At 61.0% G+C, this 23,787-nt stretch carries 16 protein-coding genes and 1 pseudogene; 3 read left to right on the top strand and 14 right to left on the bottom strand.

The annotated features are described in order from the left end of the window. Nucleotides 1-179: 179 nt before the first annotated feature. Genes M0746_RS07730 through M0746_RS07705 form a run of 6 tightly spaced genes read right to left on the bottom strand, consistent with a single transcriptional unit; the run spans nucleotide 180 to nucleotide 6,129 of the window. On the bottom strand, nucleotides 180-1,922 hold the full coding sequence (locus M0746_RS07730; protein ID WP_208940616.1) for an ABC transporter substrate-binding protein: 1,743 nt from the start codon (nucleotides 1,920-1,922) through the stop codon (nucleotides 180-182). Nucleotides 1,923-1,969: 47 nt separating this feature from the next. Continuing rightward, nucleotides 1,970-2,242 carry a DUF2160 domain-containing protein gene (locus M0746_RS07725; protein WP_038861868.1) on the bottom strand — a complete coding sequence of 91 codons (273 nt, stop codon included), beginning with the start codon at nucleotides 2,240-2,242 and terminating at the stop codon, nucleotides 1,970-1,972. Nucleotides 2,243-2,252: 10 nt separating this feature from the next. Next, nucleotides 2,253-3,053 (bottom strand): carbohydrate ABC transporter permease, encoded by an 801-nt coding sequence (locus M0746_RS07720; protein ID WP_208940615.1) that lies wholly within the window; start codon nucleotides 3,051-3,053, stop codon nucleotides 2,253-2,255. Between the two features lie 9 nt (nucleotides 3,054-3,062). Continuing rightward, on the bottom strand, nucleotides 3,063-3,929 hold the full coding sequence (locus M0746_RS07715) for a carbohydrate ABC transporter permease (RefSeq protein ID WP_007912484.1): 867 nt from the start codon (nucleotides 3,927-3,929) through the stop codon (nucleotides 3,063-3,065). Next, nucleotides 3,926-5,035, bottom strand: a complete 1,110-nt coding sequence (locus tag M0746_RS07710) for an ABC transporter ATP-binding protein (RefSeq protein WP_258448697.1) — start codon at nucleotides 5,033-5,035, stop codon at nucleotides 3,926-3,928. Before M0746_RS07710 ends, M0746_RS07715 begins: the two co-directional genes overlap by 4 nt. After that, entirely contained in the window at nucleotides 5,035-6,129 is a 1,095-nt protein-coding gene (locus M0746_RS07705) for an ABC transporter ATP-binding protein (RefSeq protein WP_258448696.1), read from the bottom strand. Before M0746_RS07705 ends, M0746_RS07710 begins: the two co-directional genes overlap by 1 nt. Before the next feature lie 383 nt (nucleotides 6,130-6,512). On the opposite strand from M0746_RS07705, the pseudogene M0746_RS07700 reads away from it, so the two are divergent. Further along, nucleotides 6,513-8,347 (top strand): annotated as a pseudogene (locus tag M0746_RS07700) (sigma-54-dependent Fis family transcriptional regulator). 201 nt (nucleotides 8,348-8,548) lie between these two features. On the opposite strand, the gene cysS reads toward M0746_RS07700, so the two are convergent. Beyond that, the gene (gene cysS / locus M0746_RS07695) at nucleotides 8,549-9,931 is read right to left on the bottom strand and encodes a cysteine--tRNA ligase (protein WP_208940612.1); all 1,383 of its coding nucleotides are present in this window, start codon (nucleotides 9,929-9,931) and stop codon (nucleotides 8,549-8,551) included. A gap of 18 nt (nucleotides 9,932-9,949) precedes the next feature. Then, the gene (locus M0746_RS07690; RefSeq protein ID WP_258448695.1) at nucleotides 9,950-11,647 is read right to left on the bottom strand and encodes a glutamine--tRNA ligase/YqeY domain fusion protein; all 1,698 of its coding nucleotides are present in this window, start codon (nucleotides 11,645-11,647) and stop codon (nucleotides 9,950-9,952) included. 249 nt (nucleotides 11,648-11,896) lie between these two features. Between M0746_RS07690 and M0746_RS07685 the strand changes: the two genes are divergently transcribed. Continuing rightward, nucleotides 11,897-12,403 carry a peptidylprolyl isomerase gene (locus tag M0746_RS07685; RefSeq protein WP_076567676.1) on the top strand — a complete coding sequence of 169 codons (507 nt, stop codon included), beginning with the start codon at nucleotides 11,897-11,899 and terminating at the stop codon, nucleotides 12,401-12,403. Continuing rightward, nucleotides 12,400-13,152 (top strand): UDP-2,3-diacylglucosamine diphosphatase, encoded by a 753-nt coding sequence (gene lpxH, locus M0746_RS07680; RefSeq protein ID WP_258448694.1) that lies wholly within the window; start codon nucleotides 12,400-12,402, stop codon nucleotides 13,150-13,152. The genes M0746_RS07685 and lpxH overlap by 4 nt, the downstream gene beginning before the upstream one ends. A gap of 136 nt (nucleotides 13,153-13,288) precedes the next feature. Here the strand turns inward: lpxH and M0746_RS07675 are convergent, their stop codons facing one another. The 6 genes from M0746_RS07675 to M0746_RS07650 form a co-directional block, all read right to left on the bottom strand. Beyond that, nucleotides 13,289-14,818 (bottom strand): DHA2 family efflux MFS transporter permease subunit, encoded by a 1,530-nt coding sequence (locus M0746_RS07675; RefSeq protein WP_258448693.1) that lies wholly within the window; start codon nucleotides 14,816-14,818, stop codon nucleotides 13,289-13,291. A 161-nt stretch (nucleotides 14,819-14,979) separates the two neighbouring features. Next, complete coding sequence (locus M0746_RS07670; protein ID WP_258448692.1) at nucleotides 14,980-16,182, bottom strand: HlyD family secretion protein; 1,203 nt, start codon at nucleotides 16,180-16,182, stop codon at nucleotides 14,980-14,982. A gap of 15 nt (nucleotides 16,183-16,197) precedes the next feature. Beyond that, nucleotides 16,198-17,667, bottom strand: coding sequence for an efflux transporter outer membrane subunit (locus M0746_RS07665; RefSeq protein ID WP_258448691.1), 1,470 nt, complete (start codon nucleotides 17,665-17,667; stop codon nucleotides 16,198-16,200). Continuing rightward, nucleotides 17,657-18,139, bottom strand: a complete 483-nt coding sequence (locus M0746_RS07660; RefSeq protein ID WP_258448690.1) for a MarR family winged helix-turn-helix transcriptional regulator — start codon at nucleotides 18,137-18,139, stop codon at nucleotides 17,657-17,659. Before M0746_RS07660 ends, M0746_RS07665 begins: the two co-directional genes overlap by 11 nt. A gap of 246 nt (nucleotides 18,140-18,385) precedes the next feature. Next, on the bottom strand, nucleotides 18,386-22,060 hold the full coding sequence (locus M0746_RS07655; protein WP_258448689.1) for a translocation/assembly module TamB domain-containing protein: 3,675 nt from the start codon (nucleotides 22,058-22,060) through the stop codon (nucleotides 18,386-18,388). Further along, nucleotides 22,057-23,784, bottom strand: coding sequence for an autotransporter assembly complex protein TamA (locus M0746_RS07650; protein WP_258448688.1), 1,728 nt, complete (start codon nucleotides 23,782-23,784; stop codon nucleotides 22,057-22,059). Before M0746_RS07650 ends, M0746_RS07655 begins: the two co-directional genes overlap by 4 nt. Nucleotides 23,785-23,787 lie beyond the last annotated feature (3 nt).

The following is a 23,787-nucleotide window of genomic DNA, read 5'->3' as shown; positions in this document are numbered from 1 at the left end:
TGAGCGCTTTGGGGATTTACCGATACTGTAAGAACTAACAGGTGCCATCCCGGCGATGGGCGAGTTGATAGAGACGCGTTAGCGCAACCTGCAGGCGTGCGCCTGCTCGCCATTACGGTAAACCGGGCAGCAAAAAAAACGGCACCTTCCGGTGCCGTTCACTTTCTGCATTTCAATTGTTACTTACGCGCATCCGCCCAGGATTTCAGCAGTTCGCTGTAGCTCACCGTCTCGCCCTTCGGCTTCTCGTTCGCCAGTTTCGGCTTCGGTGCGCCCGGCTGGTCAAACCAGTATTGCGCGTCGCGTTCCGGGTTCATTTTCGGTGCGCACACGGCCTGGGCCTTGGAGCGTTCGAGGCGTTCCATGATGCGGTCCTGATCCTTGGCAAGGCCATCGAGCGCCTGTTGCGGGGTCTTCTCGCCGCTGGCCGCTTCGGCGATGTGGCTCCACCACAGTTGCGCCAGACGCGGGTAGTCCGGCACGTTGGTCCCGGTCGGGGTCCATTGCACGCGGGCCGGGCTGCGATAGAACTCGACCAGGCCGCCGAGTTTCGGCGCCATATCGGTCATCGCCTGCGAGTTGATGTCCGACTCGCGAATCGGCGTCAGGCCGACGATGGTTTTCTTCAGCGACACGGTTTTCGAGGTGACGAACTGCGCGTACAGCCACGCCGCCAGTTTCTGCTTCTCAGGCGTGGACTTCATGAACGTCCACGAACCCACGTCCTGATAACCGAGCTTCATGCCCTCTTCCCAATATGGCCCGCGCGGCGACGGCGCCATGCGCCATTTCGGCGTGCCGTCGGCGTTGACCACCGGCAGGCCCGGTTTGGTCATGTCGGCGGTGAAGGCGGTGTACCAGAAGATCTGTTGGGCGATGTTGCCCTGCGACGGCACCGGGCCGGACTCGGAGAAGGTCATGCCGGCCGCCTCCGGTGGTGCGTATTTCTTCAGCCAGTCGACGTATTTGGTGGTGGCAAACACCGCTGCCGGGCCGTTGGTGTCGCCGCCGCGGGTCACGCTGGAGCCGACCGGGTGGCAGTCCTCGACGCGGATGCCCCACTCGTCCACCGGCAGACCGTTGGGGATGCCCTTGTCGCCGCCACCGGCCATGGAGAACCAGGCATCGGTGAAGCGCCAGCCCAGCGACGGGTCCTTCTTGCCGTAGTCCATGTGCCCGTAAACGCGTTTACCGTCGATTTCCTTGACGTCTTCGCTGAAGAATTTGGCGATGTCTTCATAGGCCGACCAGTTCACCGGTACGCCCAATTCGTAGCCGTACTTTTCCTTGAACCTGGCTTTCAGGTCGGCGCGTTCGAACCAGTCGGCACGGAACCAGTACAGGTTGGCGAACTGCTGGTCGGGCAGTTGGTAGATCTTGCCGTCCGGTGCGGTGGTGAACGAGATGCCGATGAAGTCCTTGATGTCGAGGGTCGGCGAGGTGAAGTTCTTGCCTTCGTTGGCCATCAGGTCGGTGATCGATTCGGTCTTGCCGTAGCGAAAGTGCGTACCGATCAGGTCGGAGTCGTTGACCCAGCCGTCATAGATGTTCTTGTCCGACTGCATCACCGTTTGCATTTTCTCGACCACGTCGCCTTCCTGCAGCAGGTCGTGGGTGAGCTTGATCCCGGTGATTTCGCTGAAGGCCTTGGCCAGCACTTTCGATTCATATTCGTGGGTGGTCAGGGTCTCGGAAACGACCTTGATGTCCATGCCGCGAAACGGCTCGGCGGCCTTGATGAACCACTTCAATTCTTCCAGCTGCTGTTCGGCCGTCAGGGTCGAGGGCTTGAACTCGCTGCCGATCCATTTTTTCGCGGCATCTTCATAGGCGTCGGCCCAGGCAGATGCGCTCAAACCGCTGAGTGCCAGCATGGCTGCCAATGAAATGCTATGTCGCAGCTTATTGTTTTTATCGAACATAGAGACCTCCTGTTTAAGTTGTGGAGCCGCATTGCCGAACGATTCGGTTAGCCCCAACGCATCACAGCCAACAGCCACACCAGGGACAACGCGGACGCGACCCAGATGCTCCAGTCGGTGACGCCGATTACCAGCAAGTGCAGGTAGGCGCTGCCGAGAAGACCGATAAACAAGCGATCGCCACGGGTCGTGGCAATCGGCAGAAACCCTCGCCGCAAGATGCTCGGCGAGCGCAATTCCCAGGTGGTCATGCCCACCAGAATCAGACCGATGCCGATGAAGAACGCGGCGGTCGGTGTCGTCCAGCTCATCCATTCCATCATCAGCTCCTCAGACTCGACCGAGGGCAAAGCCCTTGGCCACATGGTTGCGCACAAACCAGATCACCAGCATGCCCGGCAGGATGGTCAACACCCCCGCTGCTGCCAGCACGCCCCAGTCGATCCCCGACGCCGACACAGTGCGGGTCATCACTGCCGCGATTGGCTTGGCGTTGACCGAGGTCAGCGTGCGCGCCAGCAGCAGTTCGACCCAGGAAAACATGAAGCAGAAAAACGCTGTGACACCGATGCCGGAACCGATCAACGGGATGAAAATCTTCACGAAGAACTTGGGGAAACTGTAGCCGTCGATGTAGGCGGTTTCGTCGATCTCCTTCGGCACGCCGGACATGAAACCTTCGAGAATCCACACCGCCAATGGCACGTTGAACAGACAGTGCGCCAGCGCCACGGCGATGTGCGTGTCGAACAGGCCGATCGACGAATACAACTGAAAGAACGGCAGCAAAAACACCGCCGGCGGCGCCATGCGGTTGGTCAGCAGCCAGAAGAACAGGTGCTTGTCGCCGAGGAAACGATAGCGTGAAAACGCGTAGGCCGCCGGCAACGCCACGCTCAACGAGATCACGGTGTTGAGGCTGACGTAATACAGCGAGTTGAGATAACCGGTGTACCAGCTCGGATCGGTGAAGATCACCTTGTAGTTCGCCAGCGTGAAGGCCTGTGGGAAAAGCGTCAGGCCGCCGAGGATTTCGGTGTTGCTCTTGAACGACATGTTCAGCAGCCAGTAGATCGGCACCAGCAGGAACAGGATGTACACCAGCAACGGAACAAGCTTTCTTTTGCTCATGGCCGGGCCTCAGCGGTTGGCGTCGGAGTGCGTCATGGCGGTATAGAACAGCCACGACACCAACAGGATGATCAGGAAGTACACCAGCGAAAACGCCGCTGCCGGACCGAGGTCGAATTGCCCTACGGCCATCTGCGTCAACGTCTGACTGAGGAAGGTCGTGGCGTTGCCCGGCCCGCCGCCGGTGAGCACGAACGGCTCGGTGTAGATCATGAAGCTGTCCATGAAGCGCAGCATCACCGCGATCAGCAGCACGCTTTTCAGCTTGGGCAATTGAATGTGGCGGAACACCGCCCAGGCCGATGCGCGATCGATGCGCGCGGCCTGGTAATAAACGTCGGGAATCGCGCGTAGGCCGGAGAAACACAGCAGCGCGACCAGCGAAGTCCAGTGCCAGACGTCCATCACCAGCACCGTCACCCACGCGTCCATGGTGTTGGCCGCGTAGTTGTAGCTGATGCCCATCGCGTTGAGGCTGGAACCGAGCAGGCCGATGTCGGCGCGGCCGAAAATCTGCCAGATCGTGCCGACCACGTTCCACGGAATCAGCAGCGGAATCGCCAGAATGATCAGTACAACCGACGACCAGCGGCCCTTGGTCGGCATGGTCAGGGCGACGGCGATGCCCAGCGGGATTTCGATCAGCAGCACGCAGGCCGAATAGATGAACTGGCGCAGCAGCGAGTCGTGCAGACGCGGGTCGAGCAGCACCTGCTTGTACCAGTCGGCGCCGACGAAGTAGCGGCTGGACTGGTCGAAGATGTCCTGCACCGAATAGTTGACCACGGTCATCATCGGGATCACCGCACTGAATGCCACCAGCAGGAACACCGGCAACACCAGCCACCAGGCCTTGTTGTTCTGCACCTTGTTCATGGCTGCACCTCATCGTCGGCTTCGAGCAGAAACTCATCCGCATAGACCATCAACCACTGCGCCGGAAAACTGATGTACGCGGTGCCCTGCGGTACCGGTTTGTCCTCGGCCAGACGCACCTTCAACGGCGCACCGTCGAGGTTGAGGGTCATGATCTTGTAGGTGCCGAGGTCTTCAACGTGTACGACGTTGGCCTGCATCGCGTCATCGAACGGCTCGTCCCATACATGAATGAACTCGGGGCGGATACCGACCTTGAGATTCTTCCACTGGCCGTGCTCGATATGGCGCTGCAAGGCTTCGGACAACGGCAGGTGCGTCGAAGCGAAACCGACGCCGCCGGGCTGCGGCTGCACCTCGATCAGGTTCATCCCCGGGCTGCCGATGAAATAGCCGACAAAGGTGTGGCTCGGCCGCTCGAACAATTCCCGTGGCGTGCCGAACTGGACGATCTGACCGCCGTACATCACCGCGATCTTGTCGGCGAAGGTCGAAGCCTCCAACTGATCGTGGGTGACATAGACCATGGTGATGTTGAACTGCTCGTGGATCTGCTTGAGCTTGCGCCGCAGCTTCCATTTCAGGTGCGGGTCGATCACTGTCAGCGGCTCGTCGAACAGAATCGCCGAGACGTCGTCGCGCACCAGCCCACGGCCCATCGAGACTTTCTGTTTTTCGTCGGCGGTGAGGTTGCGTGCTTTCTTGCTCAGCAGATTCTGCAGGTCGAGGACTTCGGCAATTTCCTGCACCTTGCTGTGCACTTTCGCCTCGGCCATGCCCTGATTGCGCAGGGGGAAGGCAAGGTTGTCGAACACGCTCATGGTGTCGTAGACCACCGGAAACTGGAACACCTGGGCGATGTTGCGCTTCTCCGGCGTCAGGTCGTTGACCGCTTTGCCATCGAACAGCACATGGCCCTGGGACGGGCTGAGCAGGCCGGAAATGATGTTGAGCAAGGTCGACTTGCCGCAACCGGACGGGCCAAGCAAGGCATAGGCGCCGCCCTGCTCCCAGATGTGATCCATCTCGCGGATCGCGTAGTCCTCAGCGCCGCTCGGGGTTTTGCTGTAGCTGTGGGCAAGGTGTTGCAAGCGGATTTCGGCCATCAGGCAACCCTCGCGACACGCCGGCCCGGTGCTTGCACCAGACGGCCCTGCGCATCGAAAACGAACAGTTTGTGGGTCGGGATGTAGATGCGGATCGGCGCATCGACGTCGTATTCGTGAACGCCCGGCAAATGCAGCACCAACAGGAAGTGCTCGTTGCGCACATGCAGGAAGGTTTCCGAGCCACTGATCTCGGCGACTTCAACGGTCACCGCCAGTTCCAGATCATCGTCGTTGCTCGGCACCAGCGAGATATGGCTGGGTCGCACGCCGAAGCGGTATTCGCCCTCGCCCACCGGACGCAGATCGACGTTCAACGGGAAGTGGACGAAATTGGCGAAGCTGACTTCGTTGCCGGCAATGCGCCCGGGCATCAGGTTGATCGGCGGTTCGGAGAACAATTCGGCCGCCAGCACGGTTTGCGGCTGGTGATACACCGAGGTCGACGGCCCGCTCTGGATCACCCGGCCTTCATGCAGGATCGTCGTGGTGCCACCCAGCGCCAACGCTTCGTTGGGCTCGGTGGTGGCGTAGATGGCGATGGTGTGGCGCGCCTTGAACAGCTCGCGCATTTCCTGACGCAGCTCTTCGCGCAGTTTGTAATCGAGGTTGACCAACGGCTCGTCGAACAGGATCAGTTCGGCATCCTTGACCAGCGCGCGGGCCATCGCGGTGCGCTGTTGCTGACCACCGGACAGCTCCAGCGGGTAGCGCTGCAGAAACTTCTCGATGCGCAGCATCTTCGCGGTTTCCTGCACCTTGCTGTGGATGATGTCTTTCGCCACACCGGCCTGGCGCAACGGCGAGGCGATGTTCTCGAACACGGTCATGGTCGGGTAATTGATGAACTGCTGATAGACCATCGACACGTTGCGCAGACGTACCGGACGCTGAGTGACGTCGACGCCGTTCATCAGGATGCGCCCGCTGTCGGGCTTGTCCAGCCCGGCCATCAACCTCATCAGACTGGTCTTGCCGGACAGCGTACGGCCGAGCAGAACGTTGAAGGAACCGGGTTCGAATTTCAGGCACGCATCGTCGATCCAGATCTGGCCTTCGACGGTACGGCTGACGTGCTCCAGGGTGAGTGACATGGCTCGGCCTTTTTTATTTTTGGAGTCAAGCGACCGGAGCAACAGAGCGACATTCGTGCCAGAAATGACAAGTGCTTGATTTGCCTCGAGAACCAATGTTTACACGGGCAAGCGCCGTTCACAGCTGAACACTTTTGAACAGTCGGGTGATTGACAATGAACAATAGTGAACAACACTCTATGAACGCTTTTTCCTCGATTCTGTGAACGCCGAAGATCCATTGTAGGCCTTCGCCTGCTCGCGATAGCGGTGTGTCAGTCGATGCAAATATGTCTGATACACCGCTATCGCGAGCAGGCGAAGGCCTACAGGGGATCTGTGTTGTTTTCAGGATTTGGGCTCATAACAATAATAAAATCGCTGCACTCAGAGGCTCGCCCCCATGGCCGCACCTGCTTCGCCGCTGTCCCACGATGCGATCGTCCAGACTTCCTGGCAACGTTGTCGCGCGTTCGGTCTCGACCACCAGAGCACCCCGGCCTTCGATCAACTGCCCGCCGCCGGCATTGCGCAACTGCTCGACCGCCATCATTCACTGGTGCAGACCACGCATCAGGAAGTCCTGCCCTATTACGAAAACATCCTCAGCAATTCGAACTGCCTGATCATGCTCGCCGACAATCAGGGCCAGGTGCTGACTTCGTGGGGCACCCAGCGTTTTATCGAACCGAACCTGGCGCGCGGCTTTCAGGCCGGGGCGAGCTGGATGGAGCGCTGCAGCGGCACCAATGCGATCGGCACCGCGTTGGCCTGCGAACAGGCGGTGCACATCGAACACGATGAACACTTTCTCAAGGCCAACCGCTTCATGACCGGTTCCGCCGCGCCGATTTTCGACGCCGAACGCAAGGTCATCGCCGTGCTCGATGTGTCCAGCGACAGCTACCTGCCGCCCTCGCACACCCTGGGCATGGTCAAGATGATGAGCCAGACCGTGGAGAACCGGCTGATTCTCAACCTGTTCCATGGCCAGCACTTCCAACTGACCTTCAACACCGGGTTGAACAACCTCGACAGCCAGTGGGCCGGATTGCTGATCTTCGATGAGAGCGGTCAGGTGCTGTCGGCCAATCGCCGCGCGGACAATCTGCTCGGTGTGCGCTTGTCGCGGGTCAGTGTTGAAAGCCTGTTCAAGGTCTCGCTGCTGGAGCTGATCAATCAGCCGGACGGTTTGCCATTCGCCTTGCAGACTTCCGGGCGTAACCGTTTTCAGTGTCTGTTGAAACGGCCGAAACAGGCGCCCGTGCAGGCCCGAGTATTTGTAGCCGAGGACAAGCCAGCGTCGCCAAGCGCGATCAGCCTCAACAGCCTGCATTTCGGCGACAGCCGCGTGGAAAAAGCCGTGCGTCAGGCTGAGCGTTTGCTGGAAAAAGACATCCCGCTGCTGATCCACGGTGAGACCGGCGTCGGCAAAGAGGTGTTCGTCAAAGCCCTGCATCAAGCCAGCTCGCGGAACAAACAGGCTTTCATCGCAGTGAATTGCGCGGCGATCCCCGCCGAACTCGTTGAATCAGAGCTGTTTGGTTATGAAAAAGGCGCGTTCACCGGCGCCAACCAGAAAGGCAGCATCGGCCTGATTCGCAAGGCCGACAAGGGCACGCTGTTTCTCGATGAGATTGGCGATATGCCGCTGCCAACCCAGGCGCGCCTGTTGCGGGTGTTGCAGGAGCGTTGCGTGCAACCGGTGGGCAGCAGTGAATTGTTCCCGGTGGACCTGCGGATCATTTCGGCGACCAACCGCTCGTTGCGCGAACAGGTGCAGTTGGGCCGGTTTCGCGAGGATCTGTATTACCGCATTGGCGGGCTGACCCTGGAATTGCCGCCGCTGCGTGAGCGCAGTGATAAACAGGCGTTGTTCAAGCGGCTGTGGGAGCAGCATCGTGAGCCGACGCAGTGGGCGGGTTTGAGCTCAGAGGTGCTGGAGTTGTTTGAGAAGCATCCGTGGCCGGGGAATTTGCGTCAGGTCAGCAGCGTGATGCAGGTGGCGCTGGCCATGGCCGAGGAGCAACCGGTACGACCGGAGCACTTGCCGGATGATTTTTTTGTCGATCTGGAGATGGAGCCGGTGGAGAGCTGCGCCCCGTTAGGGATTGATCTGAACGATGTCGAGGCGTTGAACCGGGAGTTGAAGGCTTCCGGGGGAATATTTCGCATCTGGCGCGACGGTTGGGCGTGAGTCGCAATACGCTTTATAAGCGGTTGCGGCAAACTGAGTGACACGTTGGCCTCAAGGGCGCCATCGCTGGCAAGCCAGCTCCCACAGGTGTTTGGAGTGTTCACGAATTTGATCGTTCCCACGCTCTGCGTGGGAATGCAGCCCGGGACGCTCTGCGTCCCTGCAGAGCCGAACGCGGAGCGTCCGTTGAGGCATTCCCACGCAGAGCGTGGGAACGATCAAGCAACATCGCAGGCGCCTACTCAGTCAGCCAACCGCCAGGTCGTCCCACCCTTGCCGTCTTCCAGCACCACACCCATCGCCGTGAGCTGATCACGAATCCGGTCCGATTCGGCCCAGTCCTTCGCAGCCCGAGCCGCCAGACGCGCGGCAATCAGCGCATCCACTTCAGCCGCATCGACACGCCCTTCGGCGCCCGCCTGCAGGAAGTCATCCGCTTCGAGCTGCAACACGCCCAGCACGCTGGCCAGTTCTTTCAGACGAGCCGCCAGCCCCGCCGCTGCATCGAGATCGCTCTCGCGCAGGCGGTTGATCTCGCGCACCATCTCGAACAGCACGGCGCACGCTTCCGGGGTGCCGAAGTCGTCGTTCATCACCGCAGTGAAACGCTCAACGAACGCTTCGCCGCCGGCCGGCGCCACGTTCGGCAGGCCTTTCAACGCGTGGTAGAAACGTTCCAGTGCGCCCTTGGCGTCCTTGAGGTTGTCTTCCGAGTAGTTGATCGCGCTGCGGTAGTGGCTCGACACCAGCAGGTAACGCACGACTTCCGGGTGGTACTTTTCCAGCACGTCGCGGATGGTGAAGAAGTTGTTCAACGACTTGGACATCTTCTCGCCATTGATGCGGATCATGCCGCAATGCATCCACGCGTTGGCGTAGGTCTTGCCGGTGGCCGCTTCGCTCTGGGCGATTTCGTTTTCGTGGTGCGGGAACTCAAGATCGCTGCCGCCACCATGAATATCGAAAGTCTCCCCGAGGCAGCAGGTCGACATCACCGAGCACTCGATGTGCCAGCCCGGACGCCCGGCGCCCCACGGCGATTCCCAGCTCGGCTCACCCGGCTTGGCGGCTTTCCACAGGACGAAGTCGAGCGGGTCCTGTTTCGACTCGTCGACTTCGATGCGTGCGCCGATACGCAGGTCTTCGATTTTCTTGCGCGACAGCTTGCCGTAGCCCATGAATTTGGCGACGCGGTAGTACACGTCGCCATTGCCCGGGGCGTAGGCGTAACCCTTGTCGATCAGCGCCTGGATCATCGCGTGCATGCCGGCGATGTGATCGGTGGCGCGCGGTTCCATGTCCGGCTTTTTGATATTCAGGCGCGCTTCGTCTTCGTGCATCGCGGCGATCATGCGCTCGGTCAACGCTTCGAACGATTCACCGTTCTCGTTGGCGCGGTTGATGATCTTGTCGTCGATATCGGTAATGTTGCGCACGTAGGTCAGGTCGTAGCCGCTGAAGCGCAGCCAGCGCGTCACCAGGTCGAACGCGACCATGCTGCGGCCGTGGCCGAGGTGGCAGTAGTCGTACACGGTCATCCCGCAGACGTACATGCGCACCTTGTTGCCATCCAGCGGCTTGAAGACTTCTTTGCTCTTGGTGAGCGTGTTGTAGATCGTCAGCACGTTAATTCCTTGACGCTCTCACTGGCCCCACGAATCACGCAGGGTCACGGTACGGTTGAATACCGGCTGACCGGGTTTCGAGTCCTTGAGATCCGCGACGAAGTAGCCTTCGCGTTCGAACTGGAAACGGTCTTCCGGCTGTGCATTGCCGAGCGATGGCTCGGCACGACAACCGGTCAGCACTTGCAGTGAGTCAGGGTTGATGTTGTCGAGGAAACTCGCGCTGTCTTCGGCTTTTTCCGGGTTCGGCGAGCGGAACAGGCGATCGTACAGACGCACTTCGCACTCGACGCTGGCGGCGGCCGGCACCCAGTGGATCACGCCTTTGACCTTGCGCCCTTCCGGGTTCTTGCCCAGCGTTTCCGGGTCGTACGAGCAACGCAGTTCGACGATGTTGCCGTCGGCGTCCTTGATCGCTTCGTCGGCGCGGATCACGTAGCTGCCGCGCAGCCGCACTTCACCGGCCGGCTCCAGGCGCTTGTAGCCCTTCGGCGGCTCTTCCATGAAGTCGTCACGGTCGATGTAGATTTCCCGGGCGAACGGCAAGGCGCGCACGCCCATGTCTTCTTTCGGGTGGCGTGGCAGTTCGAGGTTTTCGACCTGGCCTTCCGGGTAGTTGGTGATGACCACTTTCAGCGGACGCAGCACGCACATGGCGCGCGGGGCGCTGTGGTCGAGGTCGTCGCGGATGCTGAATTCGAGCATACCGAAGTCGACCACGCCGTCGGAACGGTTGGTGCCGACCATTTCGCAGAAGTTGCGGATCGATTTCGGCGTGTAGCCACGGCGGCGGAAGCCCGACAGCGTGGACATGCGCGGATCGTCCCAGCCGTTGACGTGCTTTTCGTCAACCAGTTGCTTGAGCTTGCGCTTGCTGGTGATCGTGTAGTTCAGGTTCAGGCGGCTGAACTCGTACTGGCGCGGGTTCGCCGGCACCGGCAGGTTCTCCAGGAACCACTCGTACAGTGGACGGTGGCTTTCGAACTCGAGCGTGCAGATCGAATGGGTGATGCCTTCGATGGCGTCCGACTGCCCGTGGGTGAAATCGTAGTTCGGGTAGATGCACCACTTGTCGCCGGTCTGGTGGTGATGAGCGTGGCGAATGCGATACATGATCGGGTCGCGCAGGTTCATGTTCGGCGAGGCCATGTCGATTTTCGCGCGCAGCACGCGGGCGCCGTCGGGGAACTCACCGGCCTTCATGCGTGCGAACAGGTCGAGGTTTTCCTCAACCGAACGGTCGCGGAACGGGCTGTTCTTGCCCGGCTCGGTCAGGCTGCCACGGTATTCCTTGGCCTGCTCCGGGGTCAGGTCGTCGACGTAGGCCTTGCCGGCCTTGATCAGCTCGACCGCCCAGTCGTGCAACTGGTCGAAATACTGCGAGGCATAGCGCACTTCACCGGACCACTCGAAGCCCAGCCATTTGACGTCGGCTTCGATCGCGTCGATGTATTCCTGGTCTTCCTTGGCCGGGTTGGTGTCGTCGAAACGCAGGTGCGTGACGCCGCCGAACTCCTGGGCCAGGCCGAAGTTCACGCAGATCGACTTGGCATGGCCGATGTGCAGGTAGCCGTTGGGCTCAGGCGGAAAACGCGTGACGATCTGGGTGTGCTTGCCCGAGTCCAGGTCTGCCTGGATGATCGGCCGCAGGAAATTGACCGGCACGGCAGGGCCGGACTTGGCATTCGAGGTAGGGTCGACAGTGGGCTTGCTCATAGGATCCTTGACTTACATGTGCGCGGCCGCAGAGGGGGCCAGACAAAACAAAGCCGCTATCATAGCCGATGCTGTCAAGGGGCTGACAGAGCAGGCTCCATAAAGCGGCGCATTTAATCGCGCGGAAATGAAAAACCGCCTCGAAATTCGCGCCTGTCACGCTAAACTGCGCACCTTGGCCGAAGCAGGCTGAACCGGTTGCGGGGCTGAAGGTCCCAAAACCACGAATTCCTCAGAAGAGTAGCGATCATGACTCAAGTCAAATTGACCACCAACCATGGCGACATCGTCATCGAACTGAACGCTGAAAAGGCGCCGATCACCGTCGCCAACTTCATCGAATACGTTAACGCCGGTCACTACACCAACACCGTGTTCCACCGCGTCATCGGCAACTTCATGATCCAGGGCGGCGGTTTCGAGCCAGGCATGAAAGAGAAGAAAGACAAGCGTCCAAGCATTCAGAACGAAGCGGACAACGGCCTCTCCAACGACAAGTACACCGTCGCCATGGCCCGCACCATGGAGCCGCATTCGGCTTCGGCGCAGTTCTTCATCAACGTTGCCGACAACACCTTCCTCAACCACAGCGGCAAGAACGTGCAGGGCTGGGGCTACGCGGTATTCGGTAAAGTCACCGCCGGCACCGACGTTGTCGACAAGATCAAAGGCGTGTCGACCACTTCCAAGGCCGGCCACCAGGACGTACCAGCAGACGACGTGATCATCGAGAAAGCCGAGATCATCGCCGCGTGATATTGCTGATTTCAGACTTGCATCTGGAAGAGGAACGCCCGGACATTACCCGGGCGTTTCTGGATTTGCTCGCCGGACGCGCCCGCTCGGCGAGTGCCCTGTACATCCTCGGCGACTTTTTCGAGGCGTGGATCGGCGACGACGCCATGACGCCCTTCCAGCGTTCGATCTGCCAGGCCCTGCGCGACTTGAGCGACAGCGGCACGGCCATTTTCCTGATGCACGGCAATCGCGACTTCATGCTCGGCAAGGCCTTTTGCAAACAGGCCGGCTGCACGCTGTTGAAGGACCCGAGTGTCGTGCAGTTCTACGGCGAGCCGGTGCTGTTGATGCACGGCGACAGCCTGTGTACCCGCGACGTCGGCTACATGAAGCTGCGCCGCTACCTGCGCAACCCGATCACCTTGTTCATCCTGCGCAACCTGCCGTTGCGCACGCGCCATAAACTGGCGCGCAAGCTGCGCAGCGAAAGCCGTGCGCAGACGCGGATGAAGGCCAATGACATTGTCGATGTCACGCCCGAGGAGATTCCGCGAATCATGCAAGACTTCGGCGTGAAAACCCTGATCCACGGTCACACCCATCGCCCGGCGATTCACAAGCTGCAGCTGGGCGAGCAAGCGGCGAAACGGATTGTGCTGGGGGACTGGGATCGTCAGGGTTGGGCGTTGCAGGTGGATGAGAGCGGGTATGCGCTGGCACCGTTCGACTTCGCCCCGCCACCAGCCCTGCCCGCCCCCACCGAATGATCGTCCCCTGCGCATGATCGTTCCCACGCTCTGCGTGGGAATGCCTCTACGGACGCTCCGCGTTCGGCTCTGGATGGGACGCAGAGCGTCCCGGGCTGCATTCCCACGCAGAGCATGGGAACGATCTTCGGGGAGATCAGTGACCGCTGGCAGCAGGCCCTGCCTTGGCAGCAAACGGCGGCTTCGCCAGCCACACGATCAGAATCAACCCCATAAACCCCCACCCCAACAGCGTGAAGTAATCCACGGTCGATAACATATACGCCTGACTGGAAAGGATCTGATTCATCTGCGCATACGCCGGCTGACTCGCCCCGCCCAGCGCATGCAAGGTCTCGCGCGTGGCCGGCTCGAAGGTGCTGATGCTCTCGCTCATGTAGGCATGATGCTGATTCGCCCGGCGAATCCAGATCCACGTGGTCAGCGACGCCGCAAAGCTGCCGCCCAAGGTCCGCAGGAATGTCGCCAGACCGGCCCCGTCGGCAATCTGGCTCGGCGGCAGATCCGACATCAGAATACTTAGGGTCGGCATGAAGAACAGCGCCACGCCAATGCCCATGAACAATTGCACCAGAGCGATGTGCTGGAAGTCGACTTCGTTGGTGAACCCGGCGCGCATGAAGCAGCTCAGGCCGATCGCCAGAAACGCCAGCCCGGCGAGCAGGCGCAGGTCGAACTTGTGCGCGTACTTGCCGACAAATGGCGACAGCAGCACCGGCAGAATACCGATCGGCGCCACGGCCAGACCGGCCCAGGTCGCGGTGTAGCCCATCTGCGTCTGCAGCCATTGCGGCAGGATCAGGTTGATGCCGAAGAAGCCGGCGTAACCCAAGACCAACACCAGCGTGCCGATGCGGAAGTTGCGGTAGGCGAACAGGCGCAGATTGACCACGGGGTGCTGGTCAGTCATTTCCCAGATCACAAACACCGCCAGCGCGACCACGGAAATTGCCGCGCCAATGATGATGAAGTTCGACTCGAACCAGTCCAGATCATTGCCCTTGTCGAGGATCACCTGCAACGCGCCGACGCCGATGATCAGCGAGATCAGCCCGACGTAGTCCATCGGCTGGCGGCTAGTGACCACCGGCCGCTTGGCCAGTTGCGAACGCACCACCATCACCGCAAAAATCCCGATCGGCACGTTGATGAAGAAGATCCACGGCCAGCTGTAACTGTCGGTGATCCAGCCGCCGAGAATCGGCCCGGCAATCGGCGCGACCACCGTGACCATCGCCAGCAAGGCCAGGGCCATCCCGCGTTTCGCCGGCGGATACACCGCGATCAACAGCGTCTGCGTCATCGGGTACAGCGGCCCGGCGACCAGCCCTTGCAGGACCCGGAAACCGATCAGCTCGGGCATCGATGTAGAAATACCGCAGAGAAACGACGCCAGCACAAACAGCATCGTCGCCCACAGAAACAGTTTCACCTCGCCGAAGCGGCGGCTGAGCCAGCCGGTCAGCGGCAGCGCGATGGCGTTGCTCACGGCGAACGAAGTGATCACCCAAGTACCCTGCTCCGAACTCACCCCCAGGTTGCCGGAAATCGTCGGCAACGCCACGTTGGCGATGGTGGTGTCGAGCACCTGCATGAACGTCGCCAGCGACAGGCCAATGGTGCTGAGCAACAGGCTGGGCGGCGTGAAAGAAGCGTTATTGCTCATGGTGGATCCTATGAAACCTGAGAGGCGCCGTGCCATGGCAGGCACAGCTGCCCCTGTGGGAGCGAGCCTGCTCGCGAAGGCGGTGGATCAGCCGACATTTATGTTGAATGTCAGTCAGCATTCGCGAGCAGGCTCGCTCCCACAGGGTTTGGGGTCAGCATTCAGCGCTGTGCGGTTTTGCTCGTCGCGGCGCTGTTGTCGTGGATCAGCTGGGCAATCATCGCGTCGGCCTCGGCCAGTTGGCGGTCATACACATTGGTGCTGAACGAGGCTTTTTGCGGTGGCTGTTGCGCCAGCACCGGGCCGCTCTGGTCGTGCAGGTTGACTTCAACATTGGTCGACAGACCGACGCGCAGCGGATGTTTGGCCAGCTCTTCGGCATTGATGTGAATCCGCACCGGCACGCGCTGGACGATCTTGATCCAGTTACCGGTGGCGTTCTGCGCCGGCAGCAAGGCAAACGCACTACCGGTGCCGGCGCCGAGGCTGTCGACGGTGCCGCTGTACTTGACGTCGCTGCCGTACAGGTCGGCTTCGATGTCCACTGGCTGACCGATGCGCATGTCACGCAGTTGGGTTTCCTTGAAGTTGGCGTCGATCCACAGTTGATTGAGCGGGATCACCGCCATCAGCGCGGTGCCCGGCTGTACACGCTGACCGAGCTGCACGGTACGCTTGGCGACGTAACCGGTCACCGGGGCAATCAAGGTGCTGCGCGCATTGGTCAGGTAGGCCTGACGCAAATCGGCCGCCGCCGACATCACGTCCGGATGCGAGGACACCACGGTGTCATCGACCAGCGCACTGGTGGTTTTCAGTTGCTGTTTGGCGTTAGCCAAAGCGTTCTGCGCCGAGGTCAGATCGTCGCGAGCGTGAGACAGTTCTTCCTGGGAAATCGCCCCGCCCTGCGCCAGATTCTTGCGCCGGTTGTAGTTGTCCTGCGCTTTCTGCACTTCGGCCTGTTGCGCGTTGACCTGGGCTTTCATGCCGTCGACGTTGCTGTACAAGCCGCGCACTTGACGCACGGTGCGCGCCAGTTTGGCCTTGGCACTTTGCAGGCCGACTTCGGCGTCGTTGGGGTCGAAGTTGACCAGCACCTGGCCCTCCTGAACCAGATCACCATCATCGGCACCAATGCTGACCACGGTGCCGGTCACCAGCGGGGTGATTTCCACGACGTTACCGTTGACGTAGGCGTCGTCGGTGCTTTCGCTCCAGCGCCCGATGAATTCGTGATACGCCCACACGCCAGCAATGGCGAGCAGAACGACCACGGCCAGGGTCAGCAGCATCACTTTGCGTTTGCGCGGGTTGCCGGTGTCCGGGGTGTTGTCTTGAGCTTGAGTGTTTTCGGCAGTGGCCATGACAAATACCTTGAATTAGTTGTGCGCGGTGGCTGGGGTGGCGTTGGCTGCGGTCAGGGTTTCACCCTGGAAGCCGCCGCCCAGCGCTTGCATCAGTTGAATCGACAGGTCGATCTGCTCGGCATTGAGCGTCGCCAGCTGACGCTGGGCCTGGAGCAATTGCTGCTCGATGCTGAGCACGTCCAGGTAGTTGCCGATGCCAGAACCGTAACGCTGGACTGCGGTGTTGTAAGAATCCTGAGCAATGTCGGTGGCGTGCTGTTGCGCACCGATCTGCCGGCCGATATCACGCAACTGGTTGATCGTGTCACCGACATCGCCAAGGGCTTTCACCAGGCTTTTGTTGTACTGCGCCACCGCCAGATCGTAATCGGCGTCGCGGGCATCGAGGTTGGCGCGCAGGCGGCCGCCATCGAAAATCGGCAGCGACACGGTCGGCGCAATATTGAAGAAGCGACTGGCCGAGCCGAACATCGCGTCGCCCAATAGCGATTCGGCACCCGCCGACGCGCTCAGGTTGAGATTGGGATAGAAGCGCGTCTTGGCGGCATCGATATCCTTGCTCGCCGCCTCGACACGCCAGCGCGCCGCGACCAGATCCGGGCGCCGGCCGAGCAGTTCGGCAGGCAACACCGACGGCACGGCGACGGCGCTGGCTTGCAGAACTTTTGGCCGGGCGATTTCGTTGCCGCGATCCGGGCCTTTGCCGAGCAATACCGCCAGCGCGACTTTGGCGCTGTGCAGGCGTTTTTCCGCGTCGATCAGGCTGGCTTGAGAACTGGCTTCCAGACTTTGCGTTTGCTGGAACTGATACTGGCTGTCGATCCCCGAACTCAGACGACGCTGGCTCAGGTCGAGCATCTGCCGGGTGCGCTTGAGGTCTTCGTTAGCCAGGTCATAAACGATATGCGCCTGGCCGAGATCGCTGTAAGCGCGGGCAACATCAGCGGCCAGCGTCAGTTGCGCGGCCTGACGATCGACTTCGGCAGCGCGCGCCTCACCGAGTGCGGCTTCCCAGGCATCGCGCTGGCCGCCCCACAGATCGAAATTGTAATTGAAGCCGGCGCTGACATTGCGCACCGTCGAATAAGCGCCGCCCTGCCCCAGTGGGTCCTGATCACGGGCCAGCCGCGAACGGCTGATGCCGGCGCTGGCGTCGAGGGTCGGGTAGCGCTCGGCATCGGCGGCATACGCCGCGGCGCTGGCCTGATGAGCACGAGCGGCAGCAATCTGCATGTCCGGGCTGTCGTGCAGCGCCTCGCGGATCAGGCCGTCGAGCTGCGGATCGCCGAGGCTGGCCCACCAATCGCTCTTAGGCCACGCCGCTGGCGACAGCGTGACGCCATCCAGAGACTGCGCTGTCTTGAGGTTCGCGGCGTCGAGGCGCTGACCTTCGGTATCGAGGCCGCTGTAATTGGCGCAACCGGCGAGGATCATCGCCGACAGCAGCAGGGTCAGGCTGCTGCGCAAGGTTTTACCGCTCATTGTGGTCACCTAAGCGCTGGAGGGTGATCGGGTCACCGGCCGCCAGCAGGATTTTCTTGAGGAGGTATTCGAGGGTTTTCAACTCTTCGCGGGAGATGGCACCGGCCAGTTCGTTCATCGCATCGGCACCGATCTGCGGCAGGCGATCGGTCAGTTGCTGGCCCTGTCCGGTCAGTTTCAACTGCACCTGCCGGCGGTCGTCTTCGCTGCGTTGGCGCAGCAGAAAACCTTTCTGCTCCAGCCGATCGAGCATGCGCGTCATCGACCCACTGTCCAGCGACAGGTGCCGGCACAGCTCGGCCGGGGTGTCGACGCCGAACTGGGCCATGATGATCAGCACCTTGAACTGCGCGGCAGTGATGCCGTGGGGTTCCATGTGCGTGTCGATGATCCGGTCCTTGAGCAGCGCGGCACGGCCGAGCAACAGGCCGAGATGGCAATGTTTGAATTCTTCCGGGGTGAAATGCTTCATGGGCGCACCTGATAACTGCCTAGGCAGTGAATGTATGTCGAGATGTTACTGCTTAGGCAGCGAATGTCAACGTAATAGTTAGGGGGCTTAGTAATTAGTTACTGACCGACCACCCGGGATCGTTCCCACGCTCCGCGTGGGAATCGCAGCTTGGGACGCTCTGCGTCCCTGTCGGGAGCTGGAACGCAGAGCGTCCCTTGAGGTATTCCCACGCAGTGCGTGGGAACTCATTAACGCAAGCGCGGTCTAGAAATCGCGCTTGTAGAAGATATCCAACGAACTGGCGACGCCACTGGCGGCTTCGACATACACCTTCTTGCTCAGCTTGTAGCGCAGGGCAATGGTGCTGGCCGGTTCGAACACACCGACGCCGTAGCGCAGGCTGAGTTTTTCGGAGATGTTGCCGCTGGCGACGACGCTGGTGTCGTTGCCGCTGCCCTGGGTGTCGAGCTGGAAATCCTGAATGCCCAAGTCCTTGGCCAGCCCGCTGGTGACCCCGGCGCTGCCCATCAAACCCAAGCCCAGCGCGGCTTGCGCAAGCATGTTGTTGTCTTCGCCATTGGTGCTCAGCGGACGCCCGAGGACCAGATAAGACAGCGCCTGCTCCTGACTCATGGCCGGTTCGGAGAAGATCTGCGTGGTCGGCTGTTCGGCGCTGCCGCTCAGACGAATACCGGCGATCACGTCGTCGGTCTGGCGGATCGCTTCGATGTCCAGATACGGCTGATCGATGGGACCGGCGAACAACAGCCGCGCGCGGCGCACCGTCAGGCGCTGGCCGTAGGCGCGGTAGCGACCGTCGTTGAGCCACAGCTCGCCGCGGGTGTCCATGTTGTCGCCGATGTGCACCTGACCCTGCAGATTGGCGGTCAGGCCGAAGCCGGCGAAGCTCAGCTTGTTCTGGCCAACGATCACGTCGATGTCCATTTTCATCGCGAGCGGCGCTTTGCCCTCTTCGGTCTGTGCGCCGACGATAATCGTGTCGTCCGAGACTTTCACGGTAGACGGCGGCAGTTCGCGCACGGTGATTTCACCGTTGGGCACCAGCACCTTGCCGGCGATTTTCAGCTCGTCGCCGGCCATGGAAATCTTCAGGTCTGGCGCCACTTCAAGCTTGGCGTACGGCTCGACAGTGACTGGCAACTGCGTGCCTTTCAACGCCAGGTCGACCACCAGCGCCTGACCCCAGGCGACGTTGCCGTTGAGACTGCCGCGGCCGGTTTTGCCGCTGTTCCAGCCGCCATCGAGGCGCACCGATTCGCCGGCAATCGCCGCGGTGAGTTGCAGGTTCTGCAGCTCCATCGGCAATTCGGCGCCGGACACTTCGCCGTCGCTCAGTTGCACCGTGCCGTTGACCAGCGGCGCCAGCAGGCCGCCGGAAATCGTGCCGCTGCCGTTGAGGCGGCCGGTGAGTTTTTCCACCATCGGCACAAACGGCCGCGCAACCGACAGGTCGAGGCCGGAGAGGTGGAACGAGCCGCTTAACGGTTTGTTTTTCGGCAGTGGATTGAGCTGCGCCTGCACCAGCAGTTCGCCGAGTTTGCCGCCAACGAAGTTCAGTTCGGTGTCGACGCGTTTCGGCGTCAGTTTGCTGGTGAGCCTGAGCGTCTGGTAGGGAAAGTCCAGCCATTGCTGCTTGTCGCGCATGCGCAAGGTGCCGCCGCTGGCGTCGATGCTGACCACACCGTTGGGGCCGCTGGCCGGCAGGTCGAGCTGCAGATCGGCATTCAGCCGGCCCTGCCAGGCGAAGTCTTTCGGCAGCCACTGCGCCAGACTTTCCAGCGGAAACTGCTTGAGGTGATAGCGCAGTTTCGGCTCGGGCATCAGCCGCTGATCTTCGCCGCACAGACTGGCACTGCCGGAGGTCCAGCAATGCGCGCCGAAGTTGATCTTGCCATCGGCGAGGCGTTCCAGTTTCGCCGGATTCTGCAACTTCCAGTCCTGCCCGCCGGCCTGAATATCGCCGCTGGCCAGACGCCCGCGCCAGTTGCCCTGATCCAGATTGCCGTCCAGCCCCAGCGCGAGTTTCAGCTTGGGTCCGAGCAGATCAAGGTTGAGCTTCTGGCTTTTGATATCTCCCTGCGCGCTGGCGGTCAGTGTGCCCAGCGATGTATCGCCGACCTGAATGCCGCTGCCCTTCAGATCGATCTTCGCCCGTTGCGCACTGTCGAGATTGGCGTCGAGGTTGAGGCTTTGCAGGCGATTGTCCTGGAACACCAGTTGCGAGCCCTGCAAGTCGAGTTTGCCCTGCGGCGCCTTCAGCGTGCCGGCGACGTTAATCTGGCCGTTGACCTGCCCGCGCAACTGCGGCCAGAGCTGGGCCAGACGCGGCAACTTGATGTCGATCTGCCCGGCGAGCTTCTGTTGCAGGCTGCCCTTGCCGCTGATGCTGTTGTCGCCGAGACGGATTTGCAGAGCGTTGAGGTTCCACTGCTCGCCGGCGCCGTCAGCCTTGGCTTGCAAGATCGCCGGTTGCCCGCGCAGTTTGCCTTTGAGATCCAGATCGGCGTTGAGGCTCAGGCGCTCATTCTTCATTTCGCCGGTGCTTTTCAGCGGCCCGGCCAACGTGCCGGGCAGTTCGGCGACCCAGTACGCCGGATTCAGTGCCGACAGTTGCAGCGCGGTGTCCCAGGCGATGCCGTCGGCGAACTTGACCTTGACGTGGCCTTCGGCCTTGCCCTGCCCGGCTTCCATCACCAGTTGCGGCAAGGCGATCTGTTCGAGGCTGCCGCTGAACGGACTGCTCAGGGTGAAAGCGCCCGCCGGACCGTCCAGTGCGGCGGCAAAGTTGCCGAGGTATTGACCGTCGGTGTAGGAAACTTCACCCGTGAAGGTACGCAAAGCGACTTGCGGCTCGTCGATTTCGTTGTAGAGCCGATGCCAGGGAAAGTCCTGCCAGTTGATGTTGGCTTGCGCGCTGAGGCCTTTGCTCCAGTCGACGTTACCGTTGAGTTTGAGGCTTTGTTTGTCGTTGGCGGTCAGATCAAGCCCGGCGATTTGCGCACCGTTGGCGTCGACTTTGCCTTTGAGCAGCAGCGCCACCGGGGCTGTGTCGGCGGGCAATGTGGCAGTGCCGTTGAGTTGGTAACCGTTTTTCAGGTCGCCTTCGCCAGTCAGCACTAACTGGTTGAGTTGCAGGGTGTCCGGCAGCTCGGCGCTCGGTTTGAACGCTTCGCTGGTGATACGCACCTTGGCCGGCAGGTTTTCCACCAGCGGTTGCAACTCGCCGGTCAATTGGCCGTCGAGGTAGCCACGGCTGTCGGCGTGCAGGTTGAGCGTCTTGAGCAGATCGCCCTCGGCTTTCAGGGCCAAAGTCCATGGTTCAGTGCCCGGCGCAGGTAACGTCAAATCACCTTGGATAGTCAACGACCAGTTGCCGGTCGGTTGCAGCAGGCCGGACAGATTCAGGCTGAGTTCGTCGCGTTGCAATTTCACGCGGTCGATCTGCAGACCCTGGGCGCTCCAGTGCGCGGCCAGTTGCAAACCTTTGAGCTGCTCGCTGCCGTTGAACAGCAGGCTGCCGACCTGCACATCGCCCAGCTCGATGGCCAGTGGCAATTGCAGATCCGGCAGTTTGATCGGCCCGCTCTCGGTGGTTTCTTCACCCGGCGGGAATTGCAGGACTACCTGATCGGCCTTGAGCCGATCGATACACAGGGTCATGCGCGTCAGGCACAGCGGCGACCAGGCGAAGATCGCTTTGTTCAGTTCGACACGGCTGGTGTCCTGCTGCCACAGAAGATGATCGGCACTCCACTCGCCGCCAAGGCGACCCTGGAAATTCTCCACGCTCAAGCCCGGTACCAGGCTCAGCGCCCAACGGCTGCCGGCCTGAGTGCCGAGCACCGCGCTGATCGTCAATACCATCAACAGCAACAACGCCAGCAGCGTCACAGCCGTTATTTTCAAACCACGCTTCACAGCTCAGGCCCCATGGAAAAGTGCAGCCGGATGCCGCCGTCGTCGTCCAGCGCATGGGCGAGATCGAGGCGGATCGGCCCGACCGGCGAAACCCAGCGCACACCGATGCCGACCCCGGTCTTGAGATTCGGCAGTTCGAGTTTGTTGAAAGAGTTGCCTTGGTCGACGAAGGTCGCCACGCGCCATTTCTCGGCGACTGAATATTGATATTCAACGCTGCCGGCGACCATGTAGCGCCCGCCGATGCGATCGCCATCGGAGTTTTTCGGCGACAGGCTCTGATAGTCATACCCGCGCACGCTTTGATCGCCACCGGCGAAAAAGCGCAGCGACGGCGGGATCGAGTTGTAGCCGTTGGTGGCGCTGCCGCCGACCTGCACCCGCCCGAGCAAACGGTGCTTGTCGAACACCGTGGTCAGGCCTTTGACCAGCGCCGTGCCATATAACAGGTTGTTGTCGGAACCGAGGCCTTCCTTGGCCACTTTGCTTTCGAAGCTCAGGCGATAGCCGTTGCGCGGGTCGATGCGGTTGTCGCTTTTCAGGTAGGAATAACTGATGCCGGGCATCAGCAAGGTGCTCAGGCCGGAGTCGTCTCCGAGTTCGTATTCCTCGCGCTGCCATTTCAGCGAGATCACCCGCTGCCAGCCGCTGGGCAACTTGCTGTGCCATTCCGGGCCGAAGGTCAGCAGTTTGCTGCGCGTGTCGGAACCTTCGATGTCTTCGAATTGATAACCGCCGGCCCAACGCAGTTTGTCGGTCAGCGGCGGGTCGAGTGGAATGTCGTAAAACAGCCCGACGTTTTGCCGTGGCGCGGAAAGCTCGGCTTCCCAGCCATAGCTGTCGCCTTGCGGATTGACCCAGTGGCGGGTCCAGTTGGCTTTGATGCGTGGGCCGACGTCAGTTGAATAACCGAGGCCCAGGCCCATGGTGCGCGGTTTGCGCGTATCGAGTTTGACGTCGACCGGGATCACCTGGTCTTTGGTCGCCGTCGGTGCCGCGTCGACGCGCACGCCCTCGAAATAGCCGCTCGATTGCAGGTCGCGGTTGAGCTCGGCGATCAGCTCGGAGTCGTAAGGCTCGCCGGCCTTGAACGGCACCATGCGTTGCAGCAGGTCTTCGTCAAACGGCGTGTCGCCCTCGAATTTCACTTTACCCAGCGCATAACGCGGGCCGCTGTCGTAGATCAGCTCGACATCGGCGACGCCGGCGCGCGGATCGACCAAGAGCTTTTGACTGGTGAAATGGCCACTGAAGAATCCGAAGCGCGAGGCCTGATTCTGAATCACCCGTTTGGCATCTTCGTAATGGCCGTGATTGAGCACTGCGCCGGACTTGAGCAGATCGCTTTTCGGCACCCGAAAGGATTTCAACGAGGCCGCCGGCCCATCGACCCGCACGGTGACGTTGCGCAGGCGGATCGGCTCGCCCGGATCGATGTTGAGCACCAGACGCGGTTTTTCCCCGCCCTTGACGTCGCTGTCGATCTGCGGCTGGTAATAGCCCAACGCCTGGGCAGCCTTGCGCGCCTGCTCTTCGGCACCGCGACTGAAGCGCTGCAAGGCTTCTTCGTCACGATCGCCGAGGCTGCCGATATAGCCTTCTATATTGGCCTTGAGTTCATCGTTGGACGGTTTGATCCGTACATCCAATTCACTTTGCGCCAGCGCCGCGCAGCTGGATAACAGCATCAGCACGCCACTGGTAAATCTTCCTGGAAACTTCATAGG

Source organism: Pseudomonas sp. S11P7, assembly GCF_023195435.1.
Lineage (GTDB): Bacteria > Pseudomonadota > Gammaproteobacteria > Pseudomonadales > Pseudomonadaceae > Aquipseudomonas > Aquipseudomonas fluorescens_G.
This window is presented reverse-complemented; position numbering and strand designations above follow the sequence as displayed.

Coding starts and splice junctions, on each gene's coding strand:
- M0746_RS07725 (WP_038861868.1), bottom strand. CDS start 2,242: ATGGAATGGATGAGCTGGACGACACCGACCGCCGCGTTCTTCATCGGC.
- M0746_RS07670 (WP_258448692.1), bottom strand. CDS start 16,182: ATGGCCACTGCCGAAAACACTCAAGCTCAAGACAACACCCCGGACACC.
- M0746_RS07690 (WP_258448695.1), bottom strand. CDS start 11,647: ATGAGCAAGCCCACTGTCGACCCTACCTCGAATGCCAAGTCCGGCCCT.
- M0746_RS07685 (WP_076567676.1), top strand. CDS start 11,897: ATGACTCAAGTCAAATTGACCACCAACCATGGCGACATCGTCATCGAA.
- M0746_RS07675 (WP_258448693.1), bottom strand. CDS start 14,818: ATGAGCAATAACGCTTCTTTCACGCCGCCCAGCCTGTTGCTCAGCACC.
- M0746_RS07660 (WP_258448690.1), bottom strand. CDS start 18,139: ATGAAGCATTTCACCCCGGAAGAATTCAAACATTGCCATCTCGGCCTG.
- M0746_RS07720 (WP_208940615.1), bottom strand. CDS start 3,053: ATGAGCAAAAGAAAGCTTGTTCCGTTGCTGGTGTACATCCTGTTCCTG.
- M0746_RS07705 (WP_258448696.1), bottom strand. CDS start 6,129: ATGTCACTCACCCTGGAGCACGTCAGCCGTACCGTCGAAGGCCAGATC.
- M0746_RS07665 (WP_258448691.1), bottom strand. CDS start 17,667: ATGAGCGGTAAAACCTTGCGCAGCAGCCTGACCCTGCTGCTGTCGGCG.
- M0746_RS07710 (WP_258448697.1), bottom strand. CDS start 5,035: ATGGCCGAAATCCGCTTGCAACACCTTGCCCACAGCTACAGCAAAACC.
- M0746_RS07730 (WP_208940616.1), bottom strand. CDS start 1,922: ATGTTCGATAAAAACAATAAGCTGCGACATAGCATTTCATTGGCAGCC.
- M0746_RS07715 (WP_007912484.1), bottom strand. CDS start 3,929: ATGAACAAGGTGCAGAACAACAAGGCCTGGTGGCTGGTGTTGCCGGTG.
- M0746_RS07650 (WP_258448688.1), bottom strand. CDS start 23,784: ATGAAGTTTCCAGGAAGATTTACCAGTGGCGTGCTGATGCTGTTATCC.